The sequence below is a fragment of the Paracoccus sp. MC1862 genome (genome assembly GCF_016617715.1).
Classification (GTDB): Bacteria; Pseudomonadota; Alphaproteobacteria; order Rhodobacterales; family Rhodobacteraceae; genus Paracoccus.
On sequence record NZ_CP067225.1, the window covers coordinates 3,150,899 to 3,168,804 of the forward strand.

Sequence of the window (17,906 nt, forward strand, 5' to 3'; positions counted from 1 at the left end):
TGTCCAAAAGGCTGAGTGGCGTGTTTGACCATCGTCCCTCAGCTTCGGCAGCAATGACGCAGATCAATTCGAAAGGATGTCTTTGATGAACATGATGATTGGCGCGCTTGTGCCTTCGGCGAAACTCTGGGGCGACATGATGCGGATGGGGATCGAGGCCCAGTTCGTCATGACCCTGCGGACTGCGGGGATGCTGGGACTGCTGCCGCATGGCAAGAACGAGAACACGCTGATGGTATCGGAAAAGACCGACGCGGTGCGCGAATCCTTCGGCGCGGCCTTCCGCTCGGCGGCGCGCGGGGCGCGGGCCGACCAGATCCTCGCAGCGGCACTGAAGCCTTACGGGCGGCGGACGCGGGCCAATGCCAGACGGCTCGGCACCCGGCTCTGAGGCGGCGGAAAGCGAAAAGGCCCGGCGGTTGCCGGGCCTTTGTCATTCATGGGGCAGGGATTCAGATCAGCTTGCCCATGGCGACCGCGGTGTCGGACATGCGGTTCGAGAAGCCCCATTCGTTGTCGTACCAGGACAGGATGCGGACCAGCTTGCCTTCCAGCACCTTGGTCTGGTCCATGTGGAAGACCGAGGAATGGGGATCGTGGTTGAAGTCGATCGAAACCAGCGACTCCTCGGTGTAGCCCAGCACGCCCTTGAGCCTGCCGTCCGCGGCCGACTTGATCGCCGCGTTGATCTCCTCGACCGAGGTGTCGCGGGCGGCCTCGAAGGTCAGGTCCACGACCGAGACGTTGGGGGTCGGCACCCGAATCGCCACGCCGTCGAGCTTGCCCTTGAGGTCGGGCAGCACCAGGCCCACGGCCTTGGCCGCGCCCGTCGAGGTCGGGATCATCGACAGCGCCGCGGCGCGGGCGCGGTAAAGATCCTTATGCATCGTGTCCAGCGTCGGCTGGTCGCCGGTATAGCTGTGGATCGTGGTCATGAAGCCGCGGGTGATGCCCACCGCCTCGTTCAGGACATAGGCCACGGGCGACAGGCAGTTCGTCGTGCAGGAGGCGTTCGAGACGACGTGGTCTTCCGATTCCAGCGTGTCGTGGTTCACGCCATAGACGATGGTCTTCAGCGCGCGGTCGGTGGACCATTCGCCCGAGACGGGGGCCGAGACCAGCACGCGCTTCGAGCCGTTCTGCAGATGGATCGCGGCCTTCTGGCCGTCGGTGAAGATGCCGGTGCATTCCAGCGCCACGTCCACGTCCTGCCACGGCAGCTTGGCCGGATCACGCTCGGCGGTGACGCGGATCGGGCCGCGGCCCACGTCGATGCTGTCAGCGGTGGTGGTCACCTGCGCCGGGAAGCGGCCGTGGACCGAGTCGTAGCGCAGCAGATGCGCGTTCGTTTCGACGGGGCCGAGATCGTTGATGGCCACGACCTCGATATCGGTGCGGCCCGATTCCACGATCGCCCGCAACACGTTCCGACCGATCCGGCCGAAGCCGTTGATCGCTACCTTGACTGCCATGAATACCTCCAACCGCTGACTGCGCGGGGACGCAATGCCCAAGATTGCGGGGAAATGCAATCAGTCGAAGGGGTCAGCCGCCCGCGCCGCCGGGGAAAAGCGCCCGCTCAGCGCCAGAAGCTGACCCATTCGATCAACGACAGCATCTGCCGCCCGACCAGCAGCGGCAGGTTCCAGTGCAGCACCGCCGCGTCGAGAACGAAGAACCCGACAACGATCAGCGCCAGCGCCAGCGCGATGCTGTTGGTCATGGCTCTGCCCCCGAATAAGTCCTGCGCGCGTCATAATCGGGCCGCCCGCCCCGCTGCAAGCCGGCGGCGCGGGCCAAGCGCCGCGGCCCGGCGGCTCGTCCGCGGATCGCCCTTCCGCAGCGTGCGCGATGCCGTCATCCGCCGGTGCCCTCGTCGTCCTCGACGATCAGGAACAGCTCTCCGGCCTGTTCCATCCGCCGGATCGCGGCGACAACGGCACTCATCGCCTCTTCAGCGTCGCGGGCCGTGACCTTGCCTGCGCCTTCCATCTCTTCCCGCATGCTGTCGGCCAGGCGGGTGCTGAGGCCGGACAACAGGAACTCCACCGTTGCGGCATTCTCGCCCGTTGCGCCGGCAAGGGCCTTGGTGATGGTGGCGGCATCGACCTCGCGAATGACGCGGGGGATGTCGCGGGGGTCGATGCGGCGGGGGATGGTGGCCCAGGTGAAAATGGTCCTGCGGACGCGGCCGGCGAAATCGGCATCGTCCTGATCCAGCCCCGCCAGCACCGTGTCGCGCGTCAGCGCCGGGGCGAAGTTGAGGATCGCGCCGACCTTTTCGACCGGTTGACCTTCGATGGCGGGCCGGGGCAGGGCGTCCACGGCGCGCATCAGCGCCAGCCCGATGCGCCGCAGGGCAGGCGCCTCGATCCCGGCTGTCAGCGACATCGCATAGGCGATCTGGCGGGCAAGCGCGGGGTCGAGCAGCCCGAAGACCTCTGACGCACGGGCGACGGGCAGGCGGGTGAACATCACCGCCGCGACTTCGATGGCCTCGGTCCGCGCCAGTTCCGCCAGTTGCGCGGGGGGCAGCGCGGCGATGCGGTCCCAAGGGTCTGCCGAGCCGTTCAGCGCCGCGATCCGCCGCAGCCGGCTGTTGGTGTCGGCCGACAGATGCGCGCCGATGATGTCGAGCGTCCCGTCGATCGATCCGGGGAAGGTCACGCCCACCGCTTCCAACTGGCCGCAGAACTCGGCGATCACCCGGTCGCAGGTGTCGCGGTCGACAAGCTCCATCCCCGCCATTTCCTGCGCCAGAAGCGCCTGCAACTCGGGCGGCAGTCGGGACAGGTCGAGATCCGCCCCGTCCGCGAGCATCACCCGGACCACCACCGCCGCCTTCTGCCGGGGGGACAACCCCGGCACTGCCCTCAGCATGTCCGCCCCCGTGAATCAGACCTGGGGGGCAGTCTCGCAGACGGGCCTTAACCTCAGGTTAACGGCTTCACGCCGCGCCGAAGACCCGGCGGAAGATCGTGTCCACATGCTTGGTGTGATAGCCGAGGTCGAACTTTTCCTCGATCTCGGCAGGCGAGAGCGCCGCCGTCACTTCGGGATCGGCCAGCAGTTCCTCGCGGAAGTCGGCGCCCTGTTCCCAGACCTTCATGGCATTGCACTGGACCAAGCGGTAAGCATCCTCGCGGCTGACACCGGCCTGCGTCAGCGCCAGCAACACGCGCTGGGACATGACCAGCCCTTTGAACTTGTTCATATTCCTCAGCATGTTCTCGGGGTAGATCACCAGCTTCTCGATCACGCCCGCCAGACGGTTCAGGGCGAAGTCCAGCGTGACCGTGGCATCCGGCCCGATGGCGCGTTCGACCGAGGAATGGCTGATGTCGCGTTCGTGCCAGAGCGCCACGTTCTCCATCGCCGGCACCACGGCCATGCGGACGAGGCGCGCAAGGCCCGTCAGGTTTTCCGTCAGAACCGGGTTGCGCTTGTGGGGCATCGCGGACGAGCCCTTCTGGCCGGGCGAAAAATACTCCTCCGCCTCCAGCACCTCGGTGCGCTGCATGTGGCGGAATTCGATGGCGATGTTCTCGATGGACGACGCGATGACGCCCAGCGTGGCGAAGAACATCGCGTGGCGGTCGCGGGGGATGACCTGCGTGCTGATCGGCTCGGGGCGCAGGCCCATCATGCGGCAGACGTGTTCCTCGACGGCCGGGTCGATGTTGGCGAAGGTGCCGACGGCGCCCGAGACCGCGCCGGTCGCGACCTCCTCGCGGGCACGTTCCAGCCGTTCGCGGCCGCGGGCCATTTCCGCGTAGAAGCGGGCGAAGGTCAGGCCCATCGTCGTGGGCTCGGCATGAATGCCGTGGCTGCGGCCGATCCGCACCGTATCCTTGTGCTCGAAGGCGCGGGTCTTCAGCGCGGCGAGCACCCGGTCCATGTCGTCCAGCAGGATGTCGGCGGCGCGCACCAACTGGACGTTCAGCGTGGTGTCGAGCACGTCTGACGAGGTCATGCCCTGGTGGACGAAGCGGGCTTCATCCGCGCCGATATGCTCGGCCAGATGCGTGAGGAAGGCGATGACGTCATGCTTGGTGACGGCCTCGATCTCGTCGATGCGGGCGACGTCGAACTGGACGTCTTTCGCCTTCCACACGGCCTCGGCGTTCTCGCGCGGGATCACTCCAAGGTCGGCCTGGGCATCGCAGGCATGGGCCTCGATCTCGTACCAGATGCGGAACTTGGTTTCCGGCGACCAGATGGCCACCATCTCGGGGCGGGAATAGCGGGGGATCATGGCGGGGCCTTCCGTCGCGGGAGCGTTCGCCTGCCTCTTAGAACCCCCCACGCCGGCAGTGCAACCGAATCGGGCCGGGCAGCTTAGCCCGGCCTTGGTCAGGCGTCCGTCAGGGCGTCATCACGCATTTGATGTATTCCGAGCGCTTGTCACGGAAATTCTCGTAGAAGCCCGGCCCGTCCTCCAGCGTGCCGCGGTGGGTTATGATGGTGCTGGGGTCGATCTCGCCCGCCTCGACGCGCTTGAGCAGGCGCTCCATATAGGCGCGGGTGTGGGTCTGGCCGCCGCGCATCATCAGCCCCTTGCCGAAGGCCGCGCCGATGGGGAACTTGTCGGCCACGCCCGCATAGACGCCGGGGATCGACACCGCGCCGCCCTTGCGGCAGCACATGATCGCATCGCGCAGTGCGTTCGGCCGGTCGGTTTCCAGCATCATGGCTGCCTTGGCCTTGTCGTAGATGTTGCCGATGACGGATGCGCCATGCGCTTCCAGCCCCACGGCGTCGATGCAGCGGTTGGGCAGCTTGCCCCCGGTCAGGTCCAGCAGCCGCTCGTAGCTGTCCTCTTTCGACAGGTTGATCGTCTCGGCCCCCGCCTTGCGGGCCATGTCGAGCCGCCCTTCCTCGAAATCCAGCGCGAAGACCCGCTCGGCCCCCAGCATGAAGGCCGAGCGGATGGCGAACTGCCCCACGGGGCCCGCGCCCCAGATCGCGACCAGATCGCCGGGGCCGGTGCCGACCTGCTCGACCGCCTGATAGCCGGTCGGGAAGATGTCGGTCAGGAACAGCACCTTTTCGTCGGGCAGGCTTTCGGGAACGGCGACCAGTCCCACGTCGGCATGGGGGACGCGCACGTATTCCGCCTGTCCACCGGCATAACCGCCGAAGAGATGCGAATAGCCGAACATCCCGCCGGGAGACTGGCCATAGAGCGCGTCCACCTTCTCGTGGTCGGGGTTGGTGTTGTCGCACAGCGCAAAGGCATCGACGCGGCAGAAGTCGCACTGCCCGCAGGCGATGTTGAAGGGCACCAGCACCCGGTCCCCCTGCTTGAACCTGGTCACGCCCGAGCCGACAGCGACGATCTCGCCCATGAACTCGTGACCGAGGATGTCGCCTTTCCGCATCTCGGGGATGAAGCCGTCGTAAAGATGCAGGTCCGAGCCGCAGATGGCGGTGCTGGTGACCTTCAGGACGACATCGCCCTGATCCTCGATAGTGGGGTCGTCGACGTTGTCCACCTGGACCTTGCCGGTGCCCTGAAAGGTGATCGCGCGCATTCATGCCTCCAACTGTTGTGCCAGCCGAACGGCGGCGACGGCGGAGGTGTTCCGCTGAACTTTGTTGTGACGGGCGCGACAGAAAAGGGCGCCCGCATGGGGCGCCCTTCCGCATCATCCTGCCGCTGGGATCAGCAGCTGTAATACATCGCGTATTCGATGGGATGGGGAGTATGCTCGAAGGCATAGACCTCTTCCCACTTGAGCCGGATGTAGCTTTCCAGCTGGTCGCGGGTGAAGACGTCGCCCTGCAGCAGGAAGTCCATGTCCTTCTCCAGCTCCTCCAGCGCCTCGCGCAAGGACCCGCAGACGGTTGGGATCTCGGCCAGTTCCTCGGGCGGCAGGTCATAGAGATCCTTGTCCGAGGCCGGGCCGGGGTCGATCTTGCCCCGTATTCCGTCCAGCCCCGCCATCAGCAGCGCCGCGAAGGCGAGATAGGGGTTGGCGGAGGGATCGGGAAAGCGGGCCTCGACGCGCTTGGCCTTCGGCGACTCGGTCCACGGGATGCGGACCGCCCCCGAGCGGTTGCGGGCGGAATAGGCGCGCAGCACCGGGGCCTCGAAGCCCGGAATCAGCCGCTTGTAGCTGTTGGTCGAGGGGTTGGTGATCGCGTTCAGCGCCTTCGCGTGCTTCAGGATGCCACCGATGAACCACAGGGCTTCCTGCGACAGATCGGCATAGCGGTCGCCGGCAAACAGCGGGCGGCCGTCCTTCCAGATCGACATGTTGACGTGCATGCCCGAGCCGTTGTCGCCCTTCATCGGCTTCGGCATGAAGGTCACGCTCTTGCCATAGGCGTGGGCCACGTTGTGGATCACGTATTTGTATTTCTGGATGTTGTCGGCCTGTTCCACCAGCCCGCCGAAGATCATCCCCAGCTCGTGCTGGCAGGTGGCGACCTCGTGGTGGTGCTTGTCTACCTTGATGCCCATGCGCTTCATGGTGGACAGCATCTCGGACCGGATGTCCTGCCCCTCGTCGATCGGATTCACGGGGAAATACCCGCCCTTGAAGCCCGCGCGATGCGCCTGGTTGCCGCTGTCGTATTCAGCGTCGGTGTTCCAAGCGGCGGCATGGGCGTCGATCTGGAAGCTGACCTTCTGCGGCGTCACCGAATAGCGCACGTCGTCGAAGATGAAGAACTCGGCCTCGGGACCGCAGTAGAAGGCATCGCCGATGCCGGTCGATTTCAGATAGGCCTCGGCCTTGACGGCGGTGCTGCGCGGGTCGCGGTCATAAGGCTCGCCCGTGTCGGGCTCGGCCACGTTGCAATGCAGGCACAGCGTCTTTTCGGCGTAGAAAGGGTCGATATAGGCCGAGGAAGGATCGGCCATCAGCTTCATGTCCGACTGGTCGATCGACTTCCACCCGGCGATGGAGGAGCCGTCGAACATGAAGCCTTCCTCGAACCAGTCCTCGTCGATCAGGTCCACGTCCAGCGTGACATGCTGCAGCTTGCCCTTGGGGTCGGTGAAGCGGACGTCCACATAGGCGACCTCTTCCGACTTGATGAGGTCGAGAACCTCTGCGACCGTTTTTGTGGCCATAAACTTCTCCTTGCCGCGTGGTTGCGGGTTCGTGGGTAGGATTTCGGCTCAGACGGCGTCGTCGCCGGTTTCCCCGGTGCGGATGCGGATCGCCTGCTCGACGGGGGAAACGAAGATCTTGCCGTCACCGATCTTGTCGGTGCGGGCGGCGCCGATGATCGCCTCGATGGCGGCATCGACCAGGTCGTCGGGCAGCACCATCTCGATCTTCACCTTGGGCAGGAAATCGACGACATATTCGGCGCCGCGGTAAAGCTCGGTATGGCCCTTCTGGCGGCCGAAGCCCTTGACCTCGGTGACGGACAAGCCCTGGACGCCCGCGTCCTGCAGCGCCTCCTTCACGTCGTCCAGCTTGAACGGCTTGATGATGGCTTCGACCTTCTTCATCGCGCTTTGCTCCTGTCCGGCTTGCCTTGAAGGTGTGGTGGCGGGTTTGATGGACGGGGTAAATGCCGGTGCGCCGGGCGACTGCCCTGGTTTCCGGCATTCGGCAGCAGGTGCCCAAATCTTGGGCAGGGTGGTGAGATGTTGATCGAACTTGGAACGAACCCGGAAGCTGGGACCGAACTTGTGCCCTGCCGCACCATCCGCGCCTTTGAACAGGAGGTCTTCGCCAGCGGCGCGGCGACCAGTGCCGGGCTGATGGAGATCGCGGGCGCTGCCGTGGTCGCCGCCATCGAGCAGGCATGGCCCGAGCTTGCGCCGGGGGGCGGGCGGTTTCCCGGCTCGGCCGTGGTCCTCTGCGGGCCGGGGCTGAACGGCGGCGACGGCTATATCGTCGCCCGGCTGCTGCACGAGAAGGGCTGGTCCGTGGACGTGATCGGCCTGGGCGATCCCGCGCGCCAGCCCCCCGAGGCCGCCGCCGCCCGCCAGAGGCTGATCGAGGCCGGGGGCAAGGTGGACGATGCGCCCGACCCGGAAGGCGAGTTCCCCGGCCATATGATCGGAACCTCCTACGATGTCGCGGTTGATGCGATCCTCGGCTCGGGCGCGCGCCATCCGATGCCGCAGGGCTGGTATGGCAACCTCTACGATTTCGCCGAGAACTCGGATCATCTGGTCTGCGTCGATGGCCACAGCGCGCTCGACCTCGACAGCGGCGCGGCCGATTCCGCCGAGCCGGCGGCGGAACTGACGGTCACGTTCCATCGCGCCCGTCCCGGCCATGTGCTGGGGCAAGGGCCGCTGCTGTCGGGCCGGGTGATGGTTGCCGATCTTGGGCTGCACAACGAATGGATGCGCTTCTCCGGTCCCGGCTCGCGCAGGTTCAACCAGTATCCCCTCTTGTGGACCCGCCATCTGCCGCCCTCTGCGCCCGCGCTCGCCAAGGACGCGGGGCAGCACAAATACGACCACGGCCATGCGCTGGTGCTGTCGGGCGGCGCCAGCCACGCCGGCGCGGCGCGGCTGGCCGCGCGGGCCGCTCTGCGCGTCGGCGCGGGGCTGGTGACGCTGGGGTTGCCGGAGGGCGGCGTGACTCCGGCCCTGCCCGACGCGCTGATGCGCCGGGTCATAGCGGGACCGGACGACTTGACCGCCGCGCTGGAGGATGAACGCATCCGCGCCCTCTGCCTCGGCCCGGGCCTTGGGCTGAAGCGTGCCCGCGCTCTGGTCGAGGCGGCGCTGCACCATCCCCGCGCGCGCCATGGGCTGAGGCTCGTGCTGGATGCCGACGCGCTCACCGCCTTTGCCGACGATCCACAGGCGCTGTTCGATCTGACCCGGCACCGCGAGGTCGTCTTGACCCCCCATGGCGGCGAGTTTGCCCGCCTGCTTCCCAAGAGCGTCGACGCAAGCCGCAGCCTCATCGGGACGATACAGGAGGCCGCGCGCGGGGTCGGATGCGTGCTCCTGCACAAGGGCGCGGCGACGGTCGTGGCGGACGGGTCCGGGCCGCCGCGCGTCATTGGCGCCTGGGACGTGCCTTGGCTTGCCACTGCGGGGACAGGCGACGTGCTTGCGGGCATCATCACCGGGCTGCTCGCCCGCGGCTTCCCGCCGATTGAGGCCGCGGCGACCGGCGCCTGGCTGCACGCCGCCGCCGCCCGCCGCTTCGGCCCCGGCCTGATCGCCGACGACCTGCCCGACCAGTTGCCGGGCGTGTTCCGCGATCTCGGGCTGTGATTTCCTCTCGCGCGCGCCCGGCGGCTTTGCTACAAGGCCCCGACCGGCGCGCTGCGCCGGGGATGCGGGTGTGGCGGAACTGGTAGACGCACCAGATTTAGGTTCTGGCGCCGTAAGGCGTGGGGGTTCGAGTCCCTTTACCCGCACCATGCCACCCTTGAAGCATCCGCCGCGCCGTCATGCCCGGCATGTGGCCGGGAAATGCCGCATCAGCCAGCCCTTTCAAGCGCGCCGGTCAGTCCGGCCACCATCATGCCCGCTTCGGTCAGAAACGGGAAATACCTGTCCCGCACGGCCCCGATCTCGGATGGACTCATCTCGGTCATGCCGCGGCGCTTTTTCCGGGTCTCGTTCGGCGCGCCGGTGTCGTTGCTGCCGTCATGCGTCACAAGCGCCATCCCGCGCGGCAATGTCAGATGCGGAAACCTTTGCGGCAGCGCGTAATGCCCAAAGCGGAAGATGCTGCGCCGGGGATGGCGCATGGCGGCGCCGGCGCTGAAGAACGCCACCGGCCAGTCATGGATCACCGGCCTTTGCCCGTTCAGGACCGAGAACATCACCCCTGTCAGGCTTGCGGCGAAGACCTCAGGGCCGTCCATCAGGGGCGCCGCGTGCCGTCGCATCACCTCGACGTAATCGGCGCAAAGGCAGTCGTCGTCATCCAGCCGGAACTGCAGGGTGTCGCGATACGGAATGCCGAGTTCCCGGAAGGTCGCGTCTTGGGCCGCCTCGGCACTGGTCACGGGGAAATAGCGCAGCACGACCTGGGGCACCTGCGCGCAGACCGCTTCCAGCCGGTCCTGGTAGAACTCGGGCATCAGGCTTGATGCAAGCACGACAAAGGTGAAGTCGGGGTCCGTCTGCCCCTTCAGCGAGGCAAGGGTGAGATGCTCGAAGGTGGCAAGCCGCGCTTCCAGCCGGCGGGGGGCGAAGAGCATCGCGGCGCGTTCCGAGGCGATTGCCCCGAACTCCTCCGCCCTCATCTTCCGGGTGGCCCGCCAGTCGCCCCGTCCGACCAGCGAAAAGCGGCACAGACCAACGATCCTCATCACGCCATCCCTGGTTTGGGCAGTCCGCGATGGATCAGCCGGGTTGCAAGCACAAGGCACGAACCGGTGAAGTCCGCCCTGCGACAGCATGGCGCCGCTGCTTGCGCGCGCGGCCGGGGGTCCCTAGAAGGGCGCACAAACTGCACGGCCGCTGCTGTCGCGGCCCCTTCGACATGACAAAAGGAATGCCCATGCAGGTCAAGGAAACCCTGAACGAAGGTCTCAAGCGCGGCTACCAGTTCACGCTGCCCGCCGCCGATCTGGCCGCCGAGGTCGATCGCCAGTTGGCCGAGGCGCAGCCCCAGATCGAGATGAAGGGCTTCCGCAAGGGCAAGGTGCCGATGGCGCTGCTGAAGAAGAACTACGGCCCGCGTGTCATGGGCGATGCGATGCAGAAATCCATCGACGACGCGATCAGCGCGCATATGCAGGAAAACAGCGTCCGCCCCGCCATGCAGCCGAAGATCGAGATGCAGAACGGCGAAGGCTGGAAGGACGGCGACGACGTGGTCGTCAACGTCTCCTACGAGCTGCTGCCCGAGATCCCGGAAGTGGACCTGTCGGCGGTCGAGCTTGAACGGCTGACGGTCGAGCCCGAGGAAGCGGCCGTGACCGAGGCGCTGGAGAACCTGGCAAAGAACGCCCAAGACTTCGAGGACCGCGCCGAGGGCGAGGCCGCGCAGCCGGGCGACCAGGTCACCATCGACTTCAAGGGCATGGTCGATGGTGAGGCATTCGAGGGCGGCAGCGCCGAGGGCTATCCGCTGGTGCTGGGCTCGGGGTCCTTCATCCCCGGCTTCGAGGACCAGTTGGCTGGCGTCAAGGCAGGCGACAGCGTGAACGTCAACGTCACCTTTCCCGAGGATTACGGCGCCCCGAATCTCAAGGGCAAGGACGCGGTCTTCGAGACCACCATCCACGCCGTCAAGTCGCCGAAGGCGGCCGAGATCGACGACGAACTGGCCAAGCGCTTCGGCGCGGAAAGCCTGGACGCGCTGAAGACCCAGATCCGCGAGCGTCTGTCGGCCGAATACCAGGGCGCAAGCCGTGCGCTGGTCAAGCGCGCCCTGCTGGACCGCATGGACGAGCTGGTCAGCTTCGAGTTGCCCGAATCGCTGGTCGAGGCCGAGGCCGCGCAGATCGCCCACCAGCTCTGGCACGAGGAACACCCGGAAGAGCAGGGCCACAACCACGGCTCCATCGAGCCGACGGACGAGCACAAGAAGCTGGCCGAGCGCCGCGTGCGTCTGGGCCTGCTGCTGGCCGATGTGGGGCAGAAGGCCGAGATCAACGTCTCGGACCAGGAAATGACCCAAGCGGTCATGCGCCAGGCCCGGAACTTCCCCGGACAGGAACGCGCCTTCTTCGAGTTCATCCAGCAGAACGAGGGCGCCCGCCAGCAGCTTCGCGCCCCGATCTTCGAAGACAAGGTGGTGGATCACATCATCGCCGGCGCCAAGGTGACGGACCGTTCCGTTTCCAAGGAGGAACTGGAAAAGGCGCTCGAGGCGCTGGACGAGATCTGATCGTCCCGGCTTGAACGACAGGGCCGCCCCTTGGGGCGGCCTTTTTCATCTGCGGTCCATGTCGTCCTCGTCCTTGGGCTCGACTCCGTTCTCGATCTTGATCTGCCGCTCGACCTCGGAATTCACCTCGGCCCCGGTGAGGACCACGATGGCGGCGATCCACAGCCACATCATCATCGCGACCGCCGCCCCCAGCGAGCCGTAAGTCTCGTTGTAGTTGGCGAAATTCGCCGTGTACCAGGAAAACAGGATCGAGGCGATCAGCAGCCCCAGCGCCGCCACGGCCGCGCCGGGGGAAATCCATTGCCACTGGGGGTCTTCCTTGCTGGGGCCGAAGCGGTAGATCACCGCCAGCCCCAGGATCAGCATCCCGGCAAGGATCGGCCAGCGCAGCCAGTTCAGCCATGTCTCGACGCCGCTGCCGGCAAGGACGGTGTTCAGCAGCACCGGCAGCACCGCGACCAGTGCGATCATCAGGATGACGCCCACGATCGCGCTGAGGGTCAGCGCCAGCGACACCAGGTTCAGCTTGATGAAGCCGCGCTTCTCGGTCTCGAACCAAGCGATGTTCAGCGCCTCGATCAGCGCCTTCATGCCGCCATTGGCGGACCACAGGGCAATCAGGATCGCGATGATCCCGGCGATGGACAGCGATGTAGTGGGGGCCGACGCGATGGCGATCACCTGTCCCGAGATCAGTTCCAGCGCGCTTTCCGGCAGGATGCGATCCAGCATCGACAGGTTGTCGGCGATGGTCGCCGGATCGGCGAGCATCCCGTAGATCGACACCAGCGCCGTGATCGCGGGAAACAGCGCCAGCAGCGCAAAGAAGGTGACGCCGCCCGCGACCGAGGTGACGCGGTCGGCGGTGAATTCAGTGACGACGCGCTTGCCGATCTTGACCCAGCTTTGCCGGCTCAACTGCCAGGGCGATTCCGGGGCGCCGGGACGCCGGGGCGGCGGCGCCTCGTTTGCCTTTTCGGTCTTGGCAGCCGCGGCTGCGGACTCCTTCCCGTGGCCCGGCTTTTCCGGCCTGTCCTGCTTCGACCCTCCGGGTTCGGGCGGCAACCCCTTGCGTTCGCGCCAGCCTTCGGGAAGCGGGTCGAACAAGGCTGCGAAGACATCGGGTTTCGGATCGGTCATGGGTGCCTCGGGTGGGGAAAGGCCGCGCCGGAAAGGCGCGGCCGGATCGGGGATGCCGGACGACCGGGCTTACAGGCGGTGGGTCCGGGCGGGATCGCCCTCGCCCTGCGCGGGTTCGCCCGTGTCGCGCAGGTCGACCACGTCGCGGCGCGCGGGGCGGCGGTAAGGGTCGCGGCGCGGCGCGGGGTTCGTTCCGGTGCCGCGCCCGGTATCCAGAAAGCCGCGCACCTGATCGGCTGCGCCATGGAAGTCGCGCATCACGCCTTCGGCTTGGGCTGCGACCGACCGGAAGGCCGCGACCGCCGCGCCGATGCCGTTCACCACGTCGTTGACGGTGCGCGTCAGCCGCTGGGCGGTATGTTCGACATCGTCCAGAAAGCCCATGGGCTGAACCCCCTGGCGCGGAGGGGCAGGCTTGCGGTCGCCCCCGTGCTTGCGCCGGGCTTCCGCGCGCATCCGGCTGCGCTGGGCGTCATCCTCGCGCATCCGGCTGCGGGCACGGGCGCGCACGGCCTCGCGCTCGCGTTCGGGCAGGGCGGCCATGCGAGGCGCGGTGTAGCGGCCGCGGGACTCGTCATAGACCTTGACCCGCGCCCGTTCGGCGGCGTCCTCGGCCTCGCGGTCAAGCCTGTCGTCGCCGGTCACCATGTCGGCCACCTTCCGCGCGGCCAGCACCACGCCGGCGGTCGCGGCGGCCGCGGCGATTGCCGCGCCGCCATAGACCAGCACGCGCGAGGTCATCGACGGCTGCGGCCAGATCCGTTCCCCGTCAGGCGATACGTCGCCATGCGGCGGGATCGGGCGGGCGCTGTGCCCCGAGGGCTGGTAGCGTTCCTGCCGGCGGTCCACCGGCCGGCCAAGGCCCCCGCCCTGGGGTATATAGCTGTTGGACGGCAGGTTGTCGGTATCGGACATGAGGTTTTCCTTGCTGCTGCCGCGTCTGCGGCGATGCGGTCCCTTTGGTCCTCCAACACATCGGCTCGGCCGATCGTTCCCGCAGCCGCGCGCCGCTTCACTTGGACTGCTTGTGTCCGGGGGCGGTGTCCGGCTGCCGCTCGGCATCGGGCAGGTCCGAGGGCGGGATCGCCAGATCGCGGGCGACATCCATCGTGTCGCTGTCGATGCCGGTGGGTGTGCCGAGGTCGCGCTCGACATCCAGCGAGGTTCTGTCGTCCTTTTCCCCCTCGTTCCTGACCATGTCGCCGAGGATGGTGGGATGCGTGCTCATGACTGCCTCCTTGCAGGTCCGGCAGACCAACTTGCGGCGGGGCAGGGGCGTTCCGGTGAGGTTCGCGCAAAAGAAAACCGCGCCGGGATGCGGCGCGGTTCAAAGTTTTCAAGAAGGCCGGAATCAGCCGCGGGGGGCGTCGTCCTCGTCGCGGCCGGCCGAGCCGATGTCGTCGAACAGTTCGGCGATCTCGAATTCGGCGGCGGCGTCTTCCTCGGCGGCCAGATCCTGGATCGAGCGGCCCGTCGCCTGCAGCTCGGCCTCTTCGGGCGAGCGGGCGACGTTCAGGGTGATCTTCGCCTCGACCTCGGGGTGCAGGTGGACCGTCACGTCGTGCAGGCCCAGATCCTTGATCGGCTCGGCCAGAACGATCTGGCGGCGCTCGACCTGGAACCCATCGGCGGCGGCTGCCTCGGCGATGTCACGCGGCGTGACCGAGCCATAGAGAGCGCCGGCGTCCGAGGCCGAACGGATGACGACAAAACTCGCCCCGTCCAGCTTTTCGGCGATGCGCTGCGCTTCCGCGCGGGTCTCGTCGTTGCGGCTGGCCAGTTCGGCCTTGCGGACTTCAAAGGCAGCGATGTTGGCGTCGGACGCGCGCATCGCCTTGCCCTGCGGCAGCAGATAATTGCGGGCGAAGCCTTCCTTGACCCGCACCACCTCGCCCATTTGGCCCAGCTTGGCCACGCGTTCCAGAAGAATGACTTGCATCGGTCAGATCCTCACTTCACGGCGTAAGGCAGCAGCGCAAGGAAGCGCGCGCGCTTGATCGCCTGCGCCAGCTTGCGCTGGTTCTTGGCCGAGACGGCGGTGATCCGCGACGGCACGATCTTGCCGCGTTCGCTGATATAGCGCTGCAGCAGGCGGGTGTCCTTGTAGTCGATCGCGGGCGCGTTGTCGCTCCCGAACGGATCGACCTTGCGGCGGCGGAAAAACGGTTTGGTCGCCATGATGTCGCTCCTTTACGATCAGAAACGGTCGCCGCGGGGGGCGCGCTCGCGATCCCCACGATCCTCGCCGCGCGATTCGCGGCGCTCGCCACGGTCGCCGTCCCGGCGGTCACCGTCACGGCGCTCGCCACGATCACCACGGTCCCCACGATCACCACGCTCGCGGTCGTCGCGGCGCTGCATCTGGACCGAGGGGCCTTCCGCATGCTCGTCCACGCGGACGGTCAGCACACGCATCACGTCGTCATGCAGGCGGGCGAGACGCTCCATCTCCTGCACGGCGGCCGAGGGCGCGTCCGAACGCAGGAAGGCGTAATGGCCCTTGCGGTTCTTGTTGATCTTGTAGGCAAGCGTGCGAACGCCCCAGTATTCGCTTTCCCTGACGGTGCCACCGTTGTCGGCCAGCACGGTCGAGAAATGTTCGATCAGCCCTTCGGCCTGCGCGTTCGACAGGTCCTGGCGGGCGATCAGCACATGCTCGTAAAGCGGCATGGCAATCCCTTCTCGTCTCGGGCGCGCTTCATAGGCGGGTAAGATCCCTTCCGCGCCCCGCCACGAGAGGCTGCGCCGGTTTCGCAAAACTGCGGAAAGGAATGGGGCCTTATAGGGGACGCGCCGCCCCAGGCAAGCGGATTCGGCGCAAACCGATGGAAGAAGACTGCTTCCGGAACAAGAATGGCGGTTCGATGTTCCTCACACTACCTATCCCTGCATAGCCACATCAACGACAGGAGCCTTCATGACCCGCACCCTCTCCGTTCTTGCCCTTTCCACCCTGCTGGCGGCCCCCGCCCTTGCGCAGACCGCCACCGACGCGCAGCAGGCCCCCGCCGCCCCCGAGCCTGCAGCCCAGGCCGCGGCAGCCCCCGCCGAGAGCGGCGACATCAGCGGCGCCTATGTGATCGACCCGGGCCACAGCCAGATCGTGTTCTCGTATGATCACCTGGGTTTTTCCATCAGCCACGGCATGATCAACGGCGTCACCGGGACGATCACCCTGGACGCGGCGAATCCCGCGAACTCCAGCGTCGAGGCCAGCTTCCCCTTGTCGTCGATCAGCACCATCGACGCGGATCTCGACCAGCATATGTATGGCGACCAGATGCTGAACGGCGCCTCGCCCGACACGCAGGTGACCTTCCGCTCGACCTCGGTCGAGCTGGAGGATGACGACGAGGCCAAGGTCACGGGCGAGCTGACGCTGAACGGCGTGACCGCCCCGGTGACGCTGGATGTCGATCTTCGCAAGGCGGCCGCGCATCCGATGACCCAGAAGCCGGCCGTCGGCTTCGTGGCCGAGGGCGAGATCAAGCGCAGCGACTTCAACCTCGGGATGCTCGCGCCGGCGGTGTCGGACGAGATGGAGCTCCGGATCTCGGTCGAGGCGATCAAGGGCTGATCCGGCCGAACCTGGCAGAAGAAAGGGCCGCCCTTGGGCGGCCCTGATGCTTTTCAGCCGCGATCAGTTCGCCGCGGCATTTGCGCCGGGGGCTGCGTCGATCGGCGAGGGGGGCGGCGTCTCGTCGGTGCGGACGGGCAGGGTCGGGTGAACGACCTGCGGCTGCTCGCCGTCCAGCGTGATCAGGAAGGCGGTGATGTCCCCGGCCTGTTCCTCGGTCAGCTCGGTGCCGAGCTGGGCGGTCGCCATGATCTTCACTGCTTCCTCCAGGCTCCAGACCTTGCCGGAATGGAAATAGGGCGCGGTCAGGGCGACGTTGCGCAGCGGCGAGGCGCGGAAGACATACTGGTCCTCCTCGGTCTGGGTGACCTCATAGCGGCCGACGTCGCCCTCGGGGCGCACCTCGGCGTCGGGCGCCTCGACCAGGCCGAAGGGGAAATATTCCTGCCCGCCGAAGTTCACGCCCGCGTGGCAGGTCGTGCAGCCCGCGTCCATATAGGCCTGCAGGCCCCGCTTTTCCTGTTCGTTCATGGCGCCGTCCACGCCCATGAGCCACTGGTCGAAGCGCGAGTTCGGGGTGATGAGCGTGGTCTGGAACGCTTCAAGCGCCAAGGCGAAGTTGTCGAAGGTGATCGGGTCATCCTCGCCGGGGAAGGCCGTCTCGAAGGCCTCGACATAGCCGGGCATCGAACTGATGGTCGCGATCAGGTTCTCGGGCGTGTTGTTCATCTCGACGCCCGCCTGCACCGGACCCTTGGCCTGCTCGGCCAGATCCTCGGCGCGGCCGTCCCAGAACTGGGCAGCGTTGAAGACCGCGTTCAGCATGGTGGGCGAGTTGCGCGGCCCCTGTTGCCAGCCATGGCCGACCGAGGCTTCAAGCTGGTCCGTCCCGCCCAGGCCGAGGTTGTGGCACGAGTGGCAGGAAAAGACGCCCGACAGCGACATCCGGGGATCGAAGAACAGCATCCGTCCCAGATCCGCCCGCGCGCGCGTGATCGGGCGGCCGCTGGGCAGTTCGGCGGCGCGGGGGATCGGCTCGAACCAGTCCGCGGCTTCGGCCCGCAGTTCGGCATCGGGCGATTCGACTGCGGCAGCCTCGGGCGTGGCTTGGGGGTCTGACACGGCACCGCCCTCGGGCGGGGTCACGGCGGTTTCGGCGGCGATTTCCTCGGTCGACCCCTGGGCCAGGGCGGCGTCGCCCGCGGCGGTCGCTTCCTGCGCCGGGTCGCCCGCCGCGGGGACCTGCACCCCCTGCGCCTGTTCGACAACGGCGGCGGGGGCGGTCGCCGGCTGTGCAAAGGCAACGGGCGCCACAAGGACAAGGGCCGTGGTAAGATACATAAGGGGACGGTAGGTCATCATGGCTCCATTCGCTTGATGCGGTTTCCGCGCGTCAACGGACTATC

At 67.0% G+C, this 17,906-nt stretch carries 19 protein-coding genes and 1 tRNA gene; 5 read left to right on the forward strand and 15 right to left on the reverse strand.

Annotated elements, in window-relative coordinates; translation table 11 throughout:
* Window positions 1-85 precede the first annotated feature (85 nt).
* Window positions 86-391 carry an antibiotic ABC transporter gene (locus tag JGR78_RS15585; protein WP_234450784.1) on the forward strand — a complete coding sequence of 102 codons (306 nt, stop codon included), beginning with the start codon at window positions 86-88 and terminating at the stop codon, window positions 389-391.
* A gap of 61 nt (window positions 392-452) precedes the next feature.
* Here JGR78_RS15585 and gap read toward each other — a convergent pair whose 3' ends face one another.
* The 7 genes from gap to JGR78_RS15620 form a co-directional block, all read right to left on the reverse strand.
* Window positions 453-1,472 carry a type I glyceraldehyde-3-phosphate dehydrogenase gene (gene gap / locus JGR78_RS15590; RefSeq protein WP_182803468.1) on the reverse strand — a complete coding sequence of 340 codons (1,020 nt, stop codon included), beginning with the start codon at window positions 1,470-1,472 and terminating at the stop codon, window positions 453-455.
* Window positions 1,473-1,579: 107 nt separating this feature from the next.
* The gene (locus tag JGR78_RS15595; protein ID WP_182790992.1) at window positions 1,580-1,723 is read right to left on the reverse strand and encodes a hypothetical protein; all 144 of its coding nucleotides are present in this window, start codon (window positions 1,721-1,723) and stop codon (window positions 1,580-1,582) included.
* Between the two features lie 134 nt (window positions 1,724-1,857).
* A complete protein-coding gene (locus JGR78_RS15600) occupies window positions 1,858-2,880 on the reverse strand; it encodes a flagellar motor switch protein FliG (protein WP_182803466.1) in 1,023 nt (340 codons plus the stop codon).
* Window positions 2,881-2,947: 67 nt separating this feature from the next.
* Entirely contained in the window at window positions 2,948-4,255 is a 1,308-nt protein-coding gene (purB, locus tag JGR78_RS15605) for an adenylosuccinate lyase (protein WP_182790990.1), read from the reverse strand.
* A gap of 109 nt (window positions 4,256-4,364) precedes the next feature.
* A complete protein-coding gene (locus JGR78_RS15610; protein ID WP_182790989.1) occupies window positions 4,365-5,534 on the reverse strand; it encodes a zinc-dependent alcohol dehydrogenase in 1,170 nt (389 codons plus the stop codon).
* 131 nt (window positions 5,535-5,665) lie between these two features.
* Window positions 5,666-7,081, reverse strand: coding sequence for a type I glutamate--ammonia ligase (glnA, locus tag JGR78_RS15615; RefSeq protein ID WP_182790988.1), 1,416 nt, complete (start codon window positions 7,079-7,081; stop codon window positions 5,666-5,668).
* Between the two features lie 48 nt (window positions 7,082-7,129).
* Window positions 7,130-7,468: a P-II family nitrogen regulator gene (locus JGR78_RS15620; RefSeq protein ID WP_090752357.1), complete on the reverse strand. Its 339-nt coding sequence runs from the start codon at window positions 7,466-7,468 to the stop codon at window positions 7,130-7,132.
* A gap of 138 nt (window positions 7,469-7,606) precedes the next feature.
* Between JGR78_RS15620 and JGR78_RS15625 the strand changes: the two genes are divergently transcribed.
* Entirely contained in the window at window positions 7,607-9,205 is a 1,599-nt protein-coding gene (locus JGR78_RS15625; RefSeq protein WP_182790987.1) for an NAD(P)H-hydrate dehydratase, read from the forward strand.
* A 64-nt stretch (window positions 9,206-9,269) separates the two neighbouring features.
* A tRNA-Leu gene (locus JGR78_RS15630) sits at window positions 9,270-9,354 on the forward strand.
* Between the two features lie 60 nt (window positions 9,355-9,414).
* Here JGR78_RS15630 and JGR78_RS15635 read toward each other — a convergent pair.
* The gene (locus tag JGR78_RS15635) at window positions 9,415-10,254 is read right to left on the reverse strand and encodes a glycosyltransferase (RefSeq protein WP_182790986.1); all 840 of its coding nucleotides are present in this window, start codon (window positions 10,252-10,254) and stop codon (window positions 9,415-9,417) included.
* Window positions 10,255-10,445: 191 nt separating this feature from the next.
* On the opposite strand from JGR78_RS15635, the gene tig reads away from it, so the two are divergent.
* Window positions 10,446-11,780 (forward strand): trigger factor, encoded by a 1,335-nt coding sequence (gene tig / locus JGR78_RS15640; RefSeq protein ID WP_182790985.1) that lies wholly within the window; start codon window positions 10,446-10,448, stop codon window positions 11,778-11,780.
* A 45-nt stretch (window positions 11,781-11,825) separates the two neighbouring features.
* Here the strand turns inward: tig and JGR78_RS15645 are convergent, their stop codons facing one another.
* From JGR78_RS15645 to rpsF, 6 genes are all read right to left on the reverse strand, one after another.
* Window positions 11,826-12,923 (reverse strand): YihY/virulence factor BrkB family protein, encoded by a 1,098-nt coding sequence (locus tag JGR78_RS15645; protein WP_182790984.1) that lies wholly within the window; start codon window positions 12,921-12,923, stop codon window positions 11,826-11,828.
* A 69-nt stretch (window positions 12,924-12,992) separates the two neighbouring features.
* Window positions 12,993-13,838, reverse strand: coding sequence for a hypothetical protein (locus JGR78_RS15650; RefSeq protein ID WP_182803464.1), 846 nt, complete (start codon window positions 13,836-13,838; stop codon window positions 12,993-12,995).
* Between the two features lie 97 nt (window positions 13,839-13,935).
* Window positions 13,936-14,151 carry a hypothetical protein gene (locus JGR78_RS15655; RefSeq protein ID WP_182803462.1) on the reverse strand — a complete coding sequence of 72 codons (216 nt, stop codon included), beginning with the start codon at window positions 14,149-14,151 and terminating at the stop codon, window positions 13,936-13,938.
* A 123-nt stretch (window positions 14,152-14,274) separates the two neighbouring features.
* Window positions 14,275-14,862, reverse strand: coding sequence for a 50S ribosomal protein L9 (gene rplI, locus JGR78_RS15660; RefSeq protein ID WP_182790981.1), 588 nt, complete (start codon window positions 14,860-14,862; stop codon window positions 14,275-14,277).
* An 11-nt stretch (window positions 14,863-14,873) separates the two neighbouring features.
* On the reverse strand, window positions 14,874-15,101 hold the full coding sequence (rpsR, locus tag JGR78_RS15665; protein ID WP_182790980.1) for a 30S ribosomal protein S18: 228 nt from the start codon (window positions 15,099-15,101) through the stop codon (window positions 14,874-14,876).
* Between the two features lie 18 nt (window positions 15,102-15,119).
* The gene (gene rpsF / locus JGR78_RS15670) at window positions 15,120-15,593 is read right to left on the reverse strand and encodes a 30S ribosomal protein S6 (protein WP_182803460.1); all 474 of its coding nucleotides are present in this window, start codon (window positions 15,591-15,593) and stop codon (window positions 15,120-15,122) included.
* Between the two features lie 247 nt (window positions 15,594-15,840).
* Between rpsF and JGR78_RS15675 the strand changes: the two genes are divergently transcribed.
* Window positions 15,841-16,500, forward strand: coding sequence for a YceI family protein (locus JGR78_RS15675; protein WP_182803458.1), 660 nt, complete (start codon window positions 15,841-15,843; stop codon window positions 16,498-16,500).
* A gap of 63 nt (window positions 16,501-16,563) precedes the next feature.
* Here JGR78_RS15675 and JGR78_RS15680 read toward each other — a convergent pair whose 3' ends face one another.
* Window positions 16,564-17,862, reverse strand: coding sequence for a cytochrome c peroxidase (locus JGR78_RS15680; protein ID WP_371816650.1), 1,299 nt, complete (start codon window positions 17,860-17,862; stop codon window positions 16,564-16,566).
* Window positions 17,863-17,906 lie beyond the last annotated feature (44 nt).

Coding starts and splice junctions, on each gene's coding strand:
- JGR78_RS15600 (WP_182803466.1), bottom strand. CDS start 2,880: ATGCTGAGGGCAGTGCCGGGGTTGTCCCCCCGGCAGAAGGCGGCGGTG.
- JGR78_RS15645 (WP_182790984.1), bottom strand. CDS start 12,923: ATGACCGATCCGAAACCCGATGTCTTCGCAGCCTTGTTCGACCCGCTT.
- rpsF (WP_182803460.1), bottom strand. CDS start 15,593: ATGCCGCTTTACGAGCATGTGCTGATCGCCCGCCAGGACCTGTCGAAC.
- glnA (WP_182790988.1), bottom strand. CDS start 7,081: ATGGCCACAAAAACGGTCGCAGAGGTTCTCGACCTCATCAAGTCGGAA.
- JGR78_RS15625 (WP_182790987.1), top strand. CDS start 7,607: ATGTTGATCGAACTTGGAACGAACCCGGAAGCTGGGACCGAACTTGTG.
- tig (WP_182790985.1), top strand. CDS start 10,446: ATGCAGGTCAAGGAAACCCTGAACGAAGGTCTCAAGCGCGGCTACCAG.
- JGR78_RS15620 (WP_090752357.1), bottom strand. CDS start 7,468: ATGAAGAAGGTCGAAGCCATCATCAAGCCGTTCAAGCTGGACGACGTG.
- rpsR (WP_182790980.1), bottom strand. CDS start 15,101: ATGGCGACCAAACCGTTTTTCCGCCGCCGCAAGGTCGATCCGTTCGGG.
- JGR78_RS15635 (WP_182790986.1), bottom strand. CDS start 10,254: ATGAGGATCGTTGGTCTGTGCCGCTTTTCGCTGGTCGGACGGGGCGAC.
- rplI (WP_182790981.1), bottom strand. CDS start 14,862: ATGCAAGTCATTCTTCTGGAACGCGTGGCCAAGCTGGGCCAAATGGGC.
- JGR78_RS15675 (WP_182803458.1), top strand. CDS start 15,841: ATGACCCGCACCCTCTCCGTTCTTGCCCTTTCCACCCTGCTGGCGGCC.
- JGR78_RS15650 (WP_182803464.1), bottom strand. CDS start 13,838: ATGTCCGATACCGACAACCTGCCGTCCAACAGCTATATACCCCAGGGC.
- JGR78_RS15680 (WP_371816650.1), bottom strand. CDS start 17,862: ATGATGACCTACCGTCCCCTTATGTATCTTACCACGGCCCTTGTCCTT.
- JGR78_RS15655 (WP_182803462.1), bottom strand. CDS start 14,151: ATGAGCACGCATCCCACCATCCTCGGCGACATGGTCAGGAACGAGGGG.
- JGR78_RS15610 (WP_182790989.1), bottom strand. CDS start 5,534: ATGCGCGCGATCACCTTTCAGGGCACCGGCAAGGTCCAGGTGGACAAC.
- purB (WP_182790990.1), bottom strand. CDS start 4,255: ATGATCCCCCGCTATTCCCGCCCCGAGATGGTGGCCATCTGGTCGCCG.
- JGR78_RS15585 (WP_234450784.1), top strand. CDS start 86: ATGAACATGATGATTGGCGCGCTTGTGCCTTCGGCGAAACTCTGGGGC.
- JGR78_RS15595 (WP_182790992.1), bottom strand. CDS start 1,723: ATGACCAACAGCATCGCGCTGGCGCTGGCGCTGATCGTTGTCGGGTTC.
- gap (WP_182803468.1), bottom strand. CDS start 1,472: ATGGCAGTCAAGGTAGCGATCAACGGCTTCGGCCGGATCGGTCGGAAC.